We start from the raw sequence: 12907 nt of genomic DNA, 5'->3' as shown, positions 1-12907 counted from the left end.
GTCAGGCCTTGCGGCCGACCGCCGCGAGACCGGTGAAGCGCTCGGGGTTGTCGTCGACGTCCTCGGGCGACAGGGGCCGCCACTGCGGGAAGAACACGATTCCCGGCTCGACGACGTCGAAGTCCTCCAGCAGCGCGGCGACCTGCGACTTGGACCTCATGGTCATCGGGGTCGCCGTGCGGCGGTACAGGTCCTGGTGGGAGTCCGCCTGCCCCGGCTGGCCGTCCTGGCTCGCGTGGGACAGCACCAGGTAGGAGCCGGGCGCCATCACCTCGCGGTACCGGGCGATGATGCCCGCCGGGTCGTCGCTGTCCGGCACGAAGTGCAGCACCGCGACCATCATGACCGCGACCGGCTCGTCGAAGTCGAGCAGCGACCGCACCGCCGGGTGGTCCAGGACCTGGTCCGGCCGGCGCAGGTCGGCCTGGACGACGGCCGTGCGGTCGTTGCCGCGCAGGATGTTCTCGCTGTACGCGGCGGCGACGGGGTCGTTGTCGACGTAGACGATCCTGGCGTCGGGCGCCAGGTTCTGCGCCACCTCGTGCACGTTGCCCACCGTGGGGATGCCGGAACCCAGGTCGAGGAACTGGCGGATGCCGGCGTCGACGCAGAACTGCACCGCGCGCCGCAGGAACGCCCGGTTCGCCTGCATGATCTGCGGCAGGTCCGGCCACAGCCCGATCGCCCGTTCGGCCATCTCCCGGTCCACGGCGAAGTTGTGCGCGCCGCCCAGGTAGTAGTCGTACACGCGCGCCGCGCTCGGGCGGGTCAGGTCCACCCCGCCCGGAGCAGCAGTCTCGTCCGTCATCCACGCCCCCAACGTTGCTCGCAGTCGTGCGGCGCACGCTACCCGCTGCCGCGAAAAGATCAACCCACGGGCCGTGGACCCCGAGCTCCGCCAGACCGGGGACCTGGGCGAACCGGACGAGGGCTACACCTCCAGCGTCACGTCCGTCAGCGGTGCACTCGTGCAAGTGAGCACACGGCCGTCCGGCGTCTGGTGGGAGACCTGTTCTCTGAGCAGCTTCACCGCGCACTCCCGGCAGCTGCCGACCGTGCAGCTGCAGGGCATCGGCAGGCCGCGGCGAGGCCGGCGTCGAGCAGCGTCCGGCCCGGTTCGACCACCGCCGTGCCGACGGCGCGGCCACCGCTCTCGACCCGCATCCGTTGCGGCGTGGCGGATCCAGCCGAGGCTGAGGCGCTGGTGTAGCTCTCGGCGTGATGTGGTCGTCCGGGACGTCGAGCTGCTCCAGCGTTCGCCGCAGGCTCTCCACGAGGGGTTCGGGCCCGCAGAGGTAGAACCGGGCGGTCGGTCCGAGCGCGAGTTCTCGCGTCCAGCTCCGGAAACGAGGGCCGTCGAGGCGTCCGTCGCGGGACGTCAGCACGTGCGTGACCTAGAACCGATCGGGGTGCTCCTCCCCCAGTGCGGCGAGCTCGGCGGCGAAGATCGTGTCCTCGGCGGTCCGGTTGCTGTAGAGCAGGGCGATCCGGTCGCCGCCCGGTCCGGCCAGCAGAGTGCGGATCACGCTCATCACCGGCGTGATGCCGCTGCCCGCCGCGACCAGCACGACGTCGTGGCCGATCCCCACCCGGAAGGCACCGGACGGGCCGCGCACGCCCAGCCGGTCGCCGGGCCGCAGCGAGCGGACGTGCGTGGAGAACCGGCCGACCCGCTTGACCGTGACCTCCAGGCGCGTGCCACCCGGTGCGCAGGACGCCGAGTACGGCCTGCGCACCTGCTCGCCGTCGACGTCGGTCACCAGCGTGAAGAACTGGCCGGGCAGGAAGTCGAACGGCCTGCCGTCCTCCAGCACCAGCGTCACGGCGCTCGGTGTCTCGTGCCGCACCTCGACCACGCGCACCTCCCGCACCGGATCGGCTTCCGGTGCGGTCGCCCGGCTTTCGAGCGGGGCGACCTCGCAGCCCTCCTTGCGCAGGCCCGAGCGGTAGGCGAGGTTCACCAACGCCCGCAACCACCGCACCGGCACCCGTGCCGCGATCCCGAGCAGCACGGAGCGCCCCTTCGGGGAGTTCGCGGCGAGGTGCCGGCTCGCGAGGGCCATCAGGTCCGGGACCTCCCCGCGGGCGGCCGGGTTCCACAGCCGGGAACGCGTCACCGCGTCGTTCGCGGTCAACTCGGCGGCCTCGACGTCGATCGGCAAGGCGGCGTGCGGCGGGACGCCGCGCAGCGACCACGGTTCCAGCACGGCCGGGTCCACGGTGATCGTCGCCCTGCCGCGGACGTGCAGCACGCCGTTGCGTCCCGGCACGAGCGCCGCGAACGAGATCCTGTTGTCGCTCAAGAGGTTGTGCAGCGTGTCCGCCCGCCGGTTGCCCCGGCGGTCCGCGATGACGAGCGTGCGGCCGTCGACGATCCGCGCCACCTGCCGCTGGTCGCCGCGCGGACTCGTGTCGCTCCCGCCGGAAGAGTCCCAGGTGGACAGCACGAGGAACGGTGCGGCGGCGACGAAGTCCGCGACGCCGGGCGCCGCGAGCGGCCCGTCCCCCACCTCGGGGCGGGCGGTGCCGCGGCGGGCGCCTGCCACAGCCCGGACCGCAGCACGGCCTGGGCGCAGTGCACGTACACCTCCTCGACGTCGAAACCGCCTCGGCGCACGACACCGTTGACCCGCAACGTCTCCCCCGCTCCCGGCAGGAGGAAGACCAGCGACGCCGGGCCGTCGGCGGCCCCGTCCAGCGGGAAGGAGATCCGCGTTGGCGAGTGCAAGCGCACGAAACCCTTGGCGCCACCGATGAACGTGGTCCTGCTCGTGCCCGCGGAGTCCCGGTGGCCGAAGCCGGCGATCGGGCTGCGGGCGAGGACGTCGAGGCAGCCGTCGTCGAGCGCGGAGAGCTGCTTCAGCACGACCACCGACGCCGGGCGTCCGATGACGGCTTCGACCTCCTCCACGGTACCGAGCCGGTGTGTCACCTCGTTTCCGCAGCTCATCGCGCTATTATGAGCTTTTGCTCATGTTCTGGGTGCTCGCTTTCGCCCTGCCTTCGGGAAGGACGCCATGCCGTCGTCGAACCGCGATGTCGAGCCACGTCGCAAGCCCCGGCAGGTGCGCGCGGAGCTGACCCGCGACCGCATCCTGACCGCGGCTGCTCACGTTTTCTCCGAGCACGGGTACGCCGCGGGCACCACCAACCGCATCGCCGAGCAGGCCCGCGTGTCGATCGGGTCGCTGTACCAGTACTTCCCGAACAAGGACGCGATCCTCGCCGAGCTGATGGTCCGCCACATCGACCGCGGCACCTGGACGCGGGCCGACCGGCTCGACTTCTCACCGGGCTCGCTGGAGTCGGTCGTGCGGGCGCTGGTCCGCGACGCGATCGACAACCACCGCGACGACCCGCGGCTGCTGCGGATCATGATCGAGGAAGGTCAGCTCTCCGCGGAGCTGCGCGAGACGATCACCCGGCACGGCGAGCAGCGCACCGCCGAGGTCCGTGCCGTGTTCGCCCGCCACCCGGACGTGCGCGTGCGGGACCTCGACGCGGCCGTCGACCTCGTCGTCTTCACGGTGGAGCTGAACACGCACCGCCTGGCGGCGTTCGAGCAGCCCGTCGGCAAGATCGAGGAGGAGCTCGTCGACATGGTGACCCGCTACCTCGCCGGTCCCTCCTGACAGAACCGGGTGGTGAATCCACGGCCCGGAAGTTTTCGAAACATTCACAACCACCGCGTCGAACGGCCTGACACCGATCGACCCGCCGACTTGCGCGTTCGACGGTGATTCGACTCCGGTTCACCCGTTCCCGATCCCCTGCGACGGGAGACCAGCCGGGTGAACAGGCCTTGATCGGGCCGAGCGCGTCTGCTGATACTGCTGGGGACCTGAGTCGAGCGGGGAGCGGATTTGGCGCGATCCGCCCGCTCGAACCGGGTTCTCCTCGCCCGAATACCGTTTCCACCCGTATTTTCGCGGGTGCTCTCCAGAAAGCGCCGAAAATGACGCTGACAGCGAAGTCAGTTGCACGAGCATCGCTCGTGTCGACCCTGGTCGCCGCGACCGTGGGTGCCGCGGTCCTCGCGGCCTCGCCCGCCAGTGGTGCCGCCTCCACCCTCGCCGCCGCCGCTCAGCAGAGCGGCCGGTACTTCGGCACCGCCGTCGCGGCGAACAAGTTGAGCGACTCCACCTACGTCGGGATCTTGAACCGTGAGTTCGACATGGTCACGGCCGAGAACGAGATGAAGATGGACGCGACCGAGCCGAACCAGAACCAGTTCAGCTACGGCAACGCGGACCGGATCGTGAACCAGGCCCGTGGCCAGGGCAAGCGGATCCGCGGCCACGCGCTGGCGTGGCACTCGCAGCAGCCGGGCTGGATGCAGAACATGTCCGGCACGGCGTTGCGCAACGCGATGCTGAACCACGTCACCCAGGTCGCCACGTACTACCGCGGCAAGATCTACGCCTGGGACGTGGTGAACGAGGCGTTCGCCGACGGCAGCAGCGGCGGCCGTCGTGACTCGAACCTCCAGCGCACCGGCAACGACTGGATCGAGGCGGCGTTCCGCGCCGCCCGCGCGGCCGACCCCGGCGCCAAACTCTGCTACAACGACTACAACACCGACAACTGGTCGCACGCCAAGACCCAGGGCGTCTACCGGATGGTGCAGGACTTCAAGTCCCGCGGCGTGCCGATCGACTGCGTCGGCTTCCAGGCCCACTTCAACAGCGGCAACCCCGTTCCGTCCAACTACCACACCACGCTGCAGAACTTCGCGAACCTCGGCGTGGACGTGCAGATCACCGAGCTCGACATCGAGGGCTCCGGCAGCACGCAGGCCCAGCAGTACCAGGGCGTCACGCAGGCGTGCCTCGCGGTCGCCCGCTGCACGGGCATCACGGTGTGGGGCATCCGCGACACCGACTCGTGGCGTGCCTCGGGCACCCCGCTGCTGTTCGACGGCAGCGGCAACAAGAAGGCCGCGTACAACTCGGTCCTCAACGCCCTGAACAGCGGCACCGGCACCACGCCGCCCACCACGACGACGACCACGTCCAGCAACCCCGGCGGCGGGGGCTGCACCGCGACGTACTCCGAGGGCGAGAAGTGGAATGACCGCTTCAACGGCAACGTCACCGTCTCGGGCACGGACAACTGGGTCGTCACGGTCACCGTCAGCTCACCGCAGCGGATCATCGCGACCTGGAACACCAGCGCGACCTGGCCGTCGGCGAACGTCATGACCGCACGGCCCAACGGCAGCGGCAACACGTTCGGGTTCACGATCCAGCACGGCGGCAACTGGAACTGGCCGAGCATCTCCTGCCAGGCCGCGTGATCGGGGGCGGGAGGTCCCCGGCTCCCGTCGGGGACCTCCCGCACCGGGCAGGGCATCGCGGCTGACGGCGGTGGCCGTGATGCCCGCAGCCCCAGCGCGTGGAAGGCGCTGCGGCATTGGGCGGTGCCGTGGCAGTGGCAAGCACTGCCACGGCACCGCCCGGCCCGCTTCCGCGGCTCGACCGCACCACCCTCCCGCGGCTCGAACCGCACCCCCTGCCCGCGCTCGTGTTCCGAGCGCCCGGCAGCCGTCAGGTCACGGTGGTCACCACGACCGCCGTGACCGCGGCGGTGGACGCGGTGATCGCCGCGGTGATCCTCAGGACCGCTGCGGCGATCACCCGCGCACCCCCGTTGCCCTTCTCGAGTTCCTTCGCGCGGCGGGCGACGTCACCGGACCAGGCGAGCTCCGGCCGGGGCGTCACGGCGTACGCCCGCGGCCTCGTGACCGGTGCTGAGGACGACTACCGCGAAGCCGTCGAGTGCCTGGCGGAGGCGCCGCTGCGCCCGGACCAGGGCCGCGCGCACCTGCTCCACGGCGAGTGGCTGCGCCGCCGGTGCCACGTCGACCGAGGTCGCCACCCAGCTGTTCATCAGCAAGCGCACGGTCGACGCGCACCTGCGCGCGATCTTCCGCAAGCTCGGCGTGGCCTCGCGCCGCCGGCTCAAGGACCACCCCGGCCTCCTCGGCGACGACCGGACCGGTTCGTCATTCGGCCGTTGAGGGGGTGACCGGGACGCGTCCGGCGGGTGGAATGGAGCCCGACGGAGGTGTGGCATGCGTACACGGCTCGTGGTGTCGTTGCTCGGACTGGTGCTCTTCGCGGGTGGTGCTCCCGCGCTGGCGTCACCACCGACGCCCGGTGACCAGCCCCTGCCGGGCTACACCATCTCGAACCCGCCGCTGAAGCCCGAGGTCGTCGGCGGCAAGCCGACGCGCGTGCTGCAGGGCGTGCACAGGCACTCCGCGTACATCGTCGAGGTGCCCCCGAACTGGAACGGCCGGCTGGCCATGTGGGCACACGGCTACCGGGGCACCGGCACCGTCCTCACCGTGGACCCGCCCGCCTACGGACTGCGCACCCGCCTGCTCGGCCAGGGCTACGCGTGGGCGGCGTCCTCCTACTACGGCAACGGGTACGACGTCCGCGCCGGTGTCCAGGCCACGCACGACCTGGCTCGCCACTTCGGCACGCTGGTGGCGAGGCCGGAGCAGGTCCTGATCGCGGGCGTCTCGATGGGCGGCCACGTGATCGGCCGTTCGCTGGAGCAGTACCCCGGGTTCTACGACGGCGCCCTGCCGATGTGCGGCGTGCTCGGCGACCACGAGCTGTTCGACTTCTTCCTCGACTACCAGCTGACGGCCCAGAAGCTCTCCGGCATCGGCACCTACCCGGTCGCGGCCGACTACCTCACCGCGGTGGTGCCGCGCATCCAGGAGGAACTGGGGCTCACCACCCTCGTACCGGGCGGCCCCGACACCGTGACCGCCCGCGGCGCCCAGTTCCGCGCGGTCACGGTCGAACGCAGCGGCGGCCCCCGTCCCGGCGCGACCCCCGCGTTCGCGTTCTGGAAGAACTTCCTCTTCGGCCTCGCCTCCCCGCCCGCCCCGGACGCGCCGCTCGCCTTCGACCCCGGCCGCCTCGCGACCAACCTCGGCACCCGCTACCAGCCCAGCTCGCCGGTCGACCTGAACCGCGCGGTGCAACGGGTCCTGCCGGCCGACTGGCGCTCACGCCTGTCCCCCGCGCTCACCGAGGTCCCGAGGATCGCGGGCAAGCCGCGGGTGCCGGTGGTCTCCCTGCACGGTCTGGGCGACCTGTTCGTGCCGTTCTCGATGGAGCAGGAGTACCGCGGCGACGTCGCCCGCAACGGCCAGTCGAGGTGGCTGGTGCAGCGGGCGATCCGCACGGTGGACCACTGCGAGTTCTCGCCCTCGGAGGTCGGTGCGGCCTGGGACGACCTGGTGGCGTGGACCGACCGCGGCAGGAAGCCCGCCGGTGACGCCGTCGGTGACCGGTCCGCGGTGGCCTCGGAGACGTTCGGGTGCCGGTTCACCGATCGGGCGGCGTACGCGGGTCCCGGCACCCGGAAGTTGTTCTCCGCCTGTCCCTGAGAGGAGTTCCCCGCGGTCCGGCTCCCGGCGGCGGTGGCGTGAGAGCACGACCGGGAGCCGGTGGTACGACTACGGCACCGATGCCCGATGAGGAGCTCGGCCTCCCAGCGGTTGCGGCCCGTGTCCCCGGCATGCGGGTGGTGCGCGGTGCCGGCGTCGAGTCCGAACCGGCGTTCGGCGCGCTGCACCTGCTGCTGTCCCCCACCTCGGCCCCGGGGCCGCAGGCCACGGCTGATCGGCCCGGGCGTTCACCACCGAAGGAGTGCGGAACGCCCTCCCCGCCCGTGCCGTGACTACTCCGAGGGCTGGTGCAACGGGGTCACCGTGGCATCGGGTTGTTCGGGCAGGCGCACGAGCGGCTGCAACGGCAGGGCGACCGCGCTGTCCGCCGTGGTTTCCAGGTGCCGCAACATGATCCCCTCCCGCAACGCCCACGGGCAGACCTGGAGCCGTTCCACACCGAGCGCGCTCATCGTGGCGTGCGCGACCACGGCACCGGCCAGGATCTGCCTGGCCCGGGGCTGCGACACACCGCGCAACCTCGCCCGCTGCGCCGCGGACATCCTGGCCAGCCGCGGGATCCAGCGGCGGACGTCCTCGACGGTGAGGTCCCGGTCGACGAACGGGCCCTCGCGCTGCGGCGGCGCCCCCGCGAGCCGGGCCAGCTGCTTGAACGTCTTGGAGGTGGCGACGACCTTGCGCGGCACGCTCTCCCAGCGCAGCCGGTCGACCACCTCGGCCAGCGTCTCGCGCACGTGGCGCCGCAACGCCTTCAACTCCGGGGGCCGCGGCGGGTCGCTCGGCAGGAACGCCCTGGTCAGGCGACCCGCTCCGAGCGGGAGCGACAGGGCGAGCTCCGGGTCGGCGTCCCGCCCGAGCGCGATCTCCATGGACCCGCCGCCGATGTCGAGCACCAGCAACCGCCCGACCGACCACCCGTACCAGCGGTGCGCGGCGAGGTACGTCAGGCGTGCCTCGTGCTCGCCGGACAGGAACTGCGGCCGCATCCCGACGTCGGCGTGGATGCGGTCGACGATCTCGTCGCGGTTGGTGGCGTCGCGCACCGCCGAGGTCGCGAACGTGTAGAGCTGGTCGACGCCGTGCCGGTAGGCGGCGCCGACCGCGTCCGCCACGGCTCGGACCACCCGCTCGACCCCGGCGGGGCTGACCGACCCGTCCGGCTCGATCTCCTCACCGAGCAGCGTCGGCTCCTTCACCGAGTGCGCGGGCAGGGGTGGCGCACCGGGGCGGACGTCGACGACCTGCAGCTGCGCGGAGTTCGACCCGATGTCCAGCACACCAAGACGCATGGGGAGCGCGTACCCGCGTTCGAGGGTGTTATTCGCCCGCGGCGGCCATGCCAGTCATCTGTGAACGCTTCCGGGACGGCGCGCGCGGAGGTTGAATCCGCGCAGCCGTCGAAGGAGCAACTCCATGCGTCTGATCAGGGCAACCGCGGCCACCGCCGCCATCCTCGTCGCAGCAGCGCTTCCCGCGTCCGCGATCAACTCCTACAACGCCACGCCCGCGCCCGAACGCACCGAGGTCGGCGCACTCGTCGCCACCTGGGACAACGACGACGACCCGGCGACCCCGGACCGCGTCGACTGGGTCTGCAGCGGCACCATGGCCGACGCCGACACCTTCCTCACCGCCGCGCACTGCACCAGCGACTGGCCGGCGAACGTGAAGTTCTACGTCTCGCTGCACCAGGACGTCCAGTCCGCGCTCGACAACGCCACCGGCACCCCGGCGCAGATCGCCGCGGCCGTCGGCGTCCCCGGCACCGCGCACAACCACCCGGCCTACCCCGGCACGGCGGCCGACACGCACGACATCTCGGTCGTCGAGGTCTCCGCCGCGCAGATGAAGGCCCGGTGGTCGTTCACCCCGGCGACGCTGCCGACCGCGAACCGCCTGGGCCAGCTCGGCCCGCAGGGGCTCGACGACACGTCGTGGGTCGTCGCGGGCTACGGCACGCAGGAGGCCCGCCGCGGTCCCGGCGGGCACACGCACCCCGGTGGCGGTGTGCGGATGAAGGCGCCGGTCACGTTCAACGCCCTGAACAACGCGTGGGTCCGGCTCGCCATGACCGCGCCGCAGGGCAACGGCGGGGCCTGCTACGGCGACTCCGGCGGCCCGAACTTCGCCACGATCGACGGCAAGCGGGTCCTCGCCGCCACCACGATCACCGGTGACTCGCCGTGCTACGCGACCAACGTCGTCTACCGGCTCGACACGCCCGGCGCGCGGGACTTCCTGCGCCCGTTCGTGACCCTGCCCTGACCGGTGCGCGGGCGGGCGCCCTCGAGCGCCCGCCCCGCGTCCGTTCTCAGTGCCGGCCCCAGTTCGGGACGTTGTGGCCGTTCATCGTCACCTCGAACTGGTCGTACTTCGCCATCAGCGTCAGCAGCTCGTCCTCGCTGGGCTTGTTGCCGTCCGCGTACATCTCGGCGAGGCCGCGGAAGTACTCCTCGCGGTTGAGCGCGGGCGTGAAGATGATGAGCATCGTGGCCTGGTCGTCGTACGGGTTGTGGAACCCGTGCGAGACCCCCATCGGCACGTTCACGTAGGTGCCGGGCGGGGCGGCGAACGACTTGCCGTCGAGGTGCAGCTCCACCATGCCGTGCAGGACGTAGAACGCCTCCAGCTGCTCGTTGTGCACGTGCGGCGAGGCACCGGGCGCTCCGGCGGCCATGCGGTGCTCGTACAGGCCCAGCCGGCCGTCCGTCTCGCTGCCCCTCGCCTTGAAGGTCGTGTGGGTGGTGGTGCCGATCTGCACCGACTCACCCTCGCCGGGAAGCAGGATGTTGGACACCTGAGTCATGTCTGGTCACTCCTCGTTGATCGCTTCGTGCTTCTCGCCGCTGTGAGCCGTCGTGTCTTCCTGGTTGAACCACGAGAGGTACCGCTCGCCCGTGTCCGGGAAGACGGTGACCAAGTTCTTGCCCGCGAGCTCCGGGCGTGCCGCGAGGACCCGGCAGGCGTGTGCCGCCGCGCCGGACGAGACGCCGACCAGCAGTCCCGCCGTCCGCGCCAGCTCCCGCGCGGTGTCGTAGGCGTCCTCGTTGGAGACCGCCAGGACCTCGTCGATCACGTCGACGTCGGTCGTCGGGGCGACGAAACCGCCGTTCAGGCCAGGGATGCGGTGCAGGCCGCCCCACCCCTGGCTGAGCACGGGTGAGCCCTCCGGTTCCACCGCGACCACGCGGATCGCGGGGTTGCGCTCCTTCAGGTACCGCGCCGTGCCGCTGAGCGTCCCGCCGGTGCCGACGCCGCAGACGAAGACGTCCACCTCGCCGTCGGTGTCGTTCCAGATCTCCGGGCCGGTGGTGGCGTAGTGCGCCGCCACGTTGTCGGGGTTCTCGTGCTGGCAGGCGAACCACGAGCCCGGCCGTTCGCGGTGGATCTCCTCGGCCTTCGCGATCGCCGCCGCGTAGCCCTCCTGGTACGGGGTCAGCACGATCTCCACGCCGAACGCGCGCAGCAGCTGCAGGCGTTCGCTGGTGGCGCTGTCCGGCAGGACGATCACGCACCTGTAGCCGCGTGCGGCGGCGATGGCGGCCATCGAGATGCCGGTGTTGCCCGAGGTCGCCTCGACGATGGTGCCCGTGCCCCTGCTGAGCTGCCCGCGCTGCTCCGCGCCGTTGATCATGTAGAGCGCGGCGCGGTCCTTCACGCTGGACAGCGGGTTGGCCATCTCCAGCTTGGCGAAGAGCTGCGCGGTCGTGACGCCGAGGTCGAGCCGGACGGTGGGTGTGCCGCCGATCAGGTCGACGAGCGAGCGGGCGGGCGGCCGCCGGGTGAGGGGCTGACTGAGCCGGGTCTCCACGAGCACTCCGATCGGTTGGTTTTCACCAGCTGGGGAACACCGCCGCGCCCTTGTGCCGCTGGCCCGCGACGACCACGGACTGGCGTGGGCGGGCCGCCTTCGCGACGCTGCGGCTCGACCTCAGGTTCGGGATGGAGAACGGTGCGAGGACGCGCGAGTCGGCCGGCACGTCCCGGATCACGAGGGCTTGGGCGCCCACCACCGAGTCGTGCCCGACGGTGACGGGGCCGAGGATCGTCGCGTTGGCCCCGACGACCACCCGGTCGCCGAGCTTCGGGTGCCGTCGCGACCCCTCCGGCCGCTGGTTGTCGTGCCACCAGCCGACCGCGCCGAGCGTCACCTGGTGGAAGATCGTGACGTCGTCGCCGATCTCCACCGTCTCGCCGATCACGACGCCCGCGCCGTGGTCGATGAAGAAGCCGCGGCCGATCCGCGCACCGGGGTGGATCTCGATGCCCCCGGTGAGCAGGCGGGCGAGGACCATGACCAGGCGGGCGCCGCGGCGGTGACCTCGCAGGTGCAGCCGGTGCGACACGCGCCAGCCCCAGATCGCGATGACCGTCGGGTGCAGCAGAGCCTCGCTGCGCGACAGGATCGACGGGTCGCGGTCCATGACCATGTCGAGGTCGTCGAGGACCACGCGCAGCAGCGCCCGCGGGGTCACCGGACCGCTCCCGCCTTCTCCTTGCGCAGCTGTCCGAGCCGGTTCTCCGCGTAGGCCACGCCGACCATCACGACCAGGCCGCCCGCCAGCAGGTTCCACGTGACGGGTTCGCCGAGGAACGTCACGCCGACGAGCACGGCGAACACCGGGACCACGTAGTTGACCGCCGAGGCGGTGGTGGCGCCGACGTCGCCGATGAGGCGGAAGTAGAGCACGTACGCCAGGCCGGTGCTGAGCAGGCCGAGCAGCACGATGCTGAGCGTGACCGGGCCGGTGAAGTTCGGCGTGCGCCACTCGAGGAACGGCGTCACGAGCGCCTGCAGCACCGCCGCCGAGACGAGCTGCGACGCGGCCAGGGCCAGCGGCGCGAGGCCGAGCGGCGACAGGTACTTGCGCACGTACACGAAGCCGATCGCGTAGCTGATGGCCGCGCCGAAGCAGGCCAGCCTGCCGCTGAGCGACCCGAGCGACTCGTGCCACGGGCCGATCAGCAGCACCACGCCGACGAAGCCCAGCGCCAGGCCGACCGCCTTGCGCGAGGTCGCCCGCTCCGTCGGCAGCGCGGCCGTGGCGAGCGCCAGCGTCAGCAGCGGTGTGGCGCCGATGAGGACGCCCGCGATGCCCGCGCCCGTGGTCTTCTCGCCGTAGGACAGCAGCAGGAACGGGATCACGTTGCCGAACAGGCCCGCGGCGGCGATGTGGCCCCAGACCTGGGCGGAGCGCGGCAGGGTGACCTTGCGGACGGCCGCGATGCTGAGCAGCACCGCCGCCCCCAGAACGAGTCTGGCGAGCACGAGCTGCCCCGGCGTCAAGCCTTCGAGGGACACCTTGATGAAGGTGAAGCTGCTCCCCCACAGCAGAGCCAGCAGCAGGAAGCGAGCGACGGATGCCTTGTCCATTGTTTCTCGATTCGGGTCATCAGTCTGTAGTCGTCCGGATACTTCACCAGTCGCGACTAGTGGCGTGGTGGAGCCGCTCACGCTGGGAAGCGGGCCGACTA

15 protein-coding genes are annotated in these 12907 nt (G+C 71.5%); 6 read left to right on the top strand and 9 right to left on the bottom strand.

Annotated elements, in window-relative coordinates:
* Position 1 precedes the first annotated feature (1 nt).
* From V1227_RS03290 to V1227_RS03285, 3 genes are all read right to left on the bottom strand, one after another.
* Positions 2-808, bottom strand: a complete 807-nt coding sequence (locus V1227_RS03290; protein ID WP_329790969.1) for an SAM-dependent methyltransferase — start codon at positions 806-808, stop codon at positions 2-4.
* A gap of 123 nt (positions 809-931) precedes the next feature.
* Positions 932-1183, bottom strand: a complete 252-nt coding sequence (locus V1227_RS40520; protein WP_442916516.1) for a 2Fe-2S iron-sulfur cluster-binding protein — start codon at positions 1181-1183, stop codon at positions 932-934.
* A 211-nt stretch (positions 1184-1394) separates the two neighbouring features.
* Entirely contained in the window at positions 1395-2546 is a 1152-nt protein-coding gene (locus tag V1227_RS03285; RefSeq protein ID WP_329790968.1) for a pyridoxamine 5'-phosphate oxidase family protein, read from the bottom strand.
* A 471-nt stretch (positions 2547-3017) separates the two neighbouring features.
* Here V1227_RS03285 and V1227_RS03280 point away from each other — a divergent pair, with 471 nt between their 5' ends.
* Both V1227_RS03280 and V1227_RS03275 read left to right on the top strand, forming a co-directional pair.
* Positions 3018-3632: a TetR/AcrR family transcriptional regulator gene (locus V1227_RS03280; protein WP_329790967.1), complete on the top strand. Its 615-nt coding sequence runs from the start codon at positions 3018-3020 to the stop codon at positions 3630-3632.
* A gap of 323 nt (positions 3633-3955) precedes the next feature.
* On the top strand, positions 3956-5296 hold the full coding sequence (locus V1227_RS03275; RefSeq protein ID WP_329790966.1) for an endo-1,4-beta-xylanase: 1341 nt from the start codon (positions 3956-3958) through the stop codon (positions 5294-5296).
* 250 nt (positions 5297-5546) lie between these two features.
* On the opposite strand, the gene V1227_RS03270 is transcribed toward V1227_RS03275, so the two are convergent.
* Entirely contained in the window at positions 5547-5720 is a 174-nt protein-coding gene (locus tag V1227_RS03270) for a hypothetical protein (RefSeq protein WP_329790965.1), read from the bottom strand.
* Between the two features lie 26 nt (positions 5721-5746).
* On the opposite strand from V1227_RS03270, the gene V1227_RS03265 reads away from it, so the two are divergent.
* The 3 genes from V1227_RS03265 to V1227_RS03255 all read left to right on the top strand — a co-directional run bounded on the left by V1227_RS03265 (position 5747) and on the right by V1227_RS03255 (position 7704).
* Positions 5747-6019, top strand: a complete 273-nt coding sequence (locus V1227_RS03265; RefSeq protein ID WP_329790964.1) for a helix-turn-helix transcriptional regulator — start codon at positions 5747-5749, stop codon at positions 6017-6019.
* A 54-nt stretch (positions 6020-6073) separates the two neighbouring features.
* Positions 6074-7411 carry an alpha/beta hydrolase family protein gene (locus V1227_RS03260; protein ID WP_329790963.1) on the top strand — a complete coding sequence of 446 codons (1338 nt, stop codon included), beginning with the start codon at positions 6074-6076 and terminating at the stop codon, positions 7409-7411.
* An 80-nt stretch (positions 7412-7491) separates the two neighbouring features.
* Positions 7492-7704 carry a hypothetical protein gene (locus V1227_RS03255; RefSeq protein WP_329790962.1) on the top strand — a complete coding sequence of 71 codons (213 nt, stop codon included), beginning with the start codon at positions 7492-7494 and terminating at the stop codon, positions 7702-7704.
* Here V1227_RS03255 and V1227_RS03250 read toward each other — a convergent pair whose 3' ends face one another.
* Positions 7705-8721 carry a Ppx/GppA phosphatase family protein gene (locus tag V1227_RS03250; RefSeq protein ID WP_329790961.1) on the bottom strand — a complete coding sequence of 339 codons (1017 nt, stop codon included), beginning with the start codon at positions 8719-8721 and terminating at the stop codon, positions 7705-7707. It lies immediately after the preceding gene.
* 124 nt (positions 8722-8845) lie between these two features.
* Between V1227_RS03250 and V1227_RS03245 the strand changes: the two genes are divergently transcribed.
* On the top strand, positions 8846-9697 hold the full coding sequence (locus V1227_RS03245; protein ID WP_329790960.1) for a trypsin-like serine protease: 852 nt from the start codon (positions 8846-8848) through the stop codon (positions 9695-9697).
* A gap of 46 nt (positions 9698-9743) precedes the next feature.
* Here the strand turns inward: V1227_RS03245 and V1227_RS03240 are convergent, their stop codons facing one another.
* The 4 genes from V1227_RS03240 to V1227_RS03225 are packed head-to-tail and all read right to left on the bottom strand — an operon-like array spanning position 9744 to position 12806.
* A complete protein-coding gene (locus tag V1227_RS03240) occupies positions 9744-10238 on the bottom strand; it encodes a cupin domain-containing protein (RefSeq protein WP_329790959.1) in 495 nt (164 codons plus the stop codon).
* 6 nt (positions 10239-10244) lie between these two features.
* The gene (gene cysK, locus V1227_RS03235) at positions 10245-11243 is read right to left on the bottom strand and encodes a cysteine synthase A (RefSeq protein ID WP_329790958.1); all 999 of its coding nucleotides are present in this window, start codon (positions 11241-11243) and stop codon (positions 10245-10247) included.
* 22 nt (positions 11244-11265) lie between these two features.
* Entirely contained in the window at positions 11266-11907 is a 642-nt protein-coding gene (epsC, locus tag V1227_RS03230) for a serine O-acetyltransferase EpsC (protein WP_329790957.1), read from the bottom strand.
* Positions 11904-12806 carry a DMT family transporter gene (locus tag V1227_RS03225; RefSeq protein ID WP_329790956.1) on the bottom strand — a complete coding sequence of 301 codons (903 nt, stop codon included), beginning with the start codon at positions 12804-12806 and terminating at the stop codon, positions 11904-11906. The genes epsC and V1227_RS03225 overlap by 4 nt, the downstream gene beginning before the upstream one ends.
* Positions 12807-12907 lie beyond the last annotated feature (101 nt).

This window comes from Lentzea sp. DG1S-22, from assembly GCF_036321065.1.
Taxonomy (GTDB): Bacteria; Actinomycetota; Actinomycetes; order Mycobacteriales; family Pseudonocardiaceae; genus Lentzea; species Lentzea jiangxiensis.
This window is presented reverse-complemented; position numbering and strand designations above follow the sequence as displayed.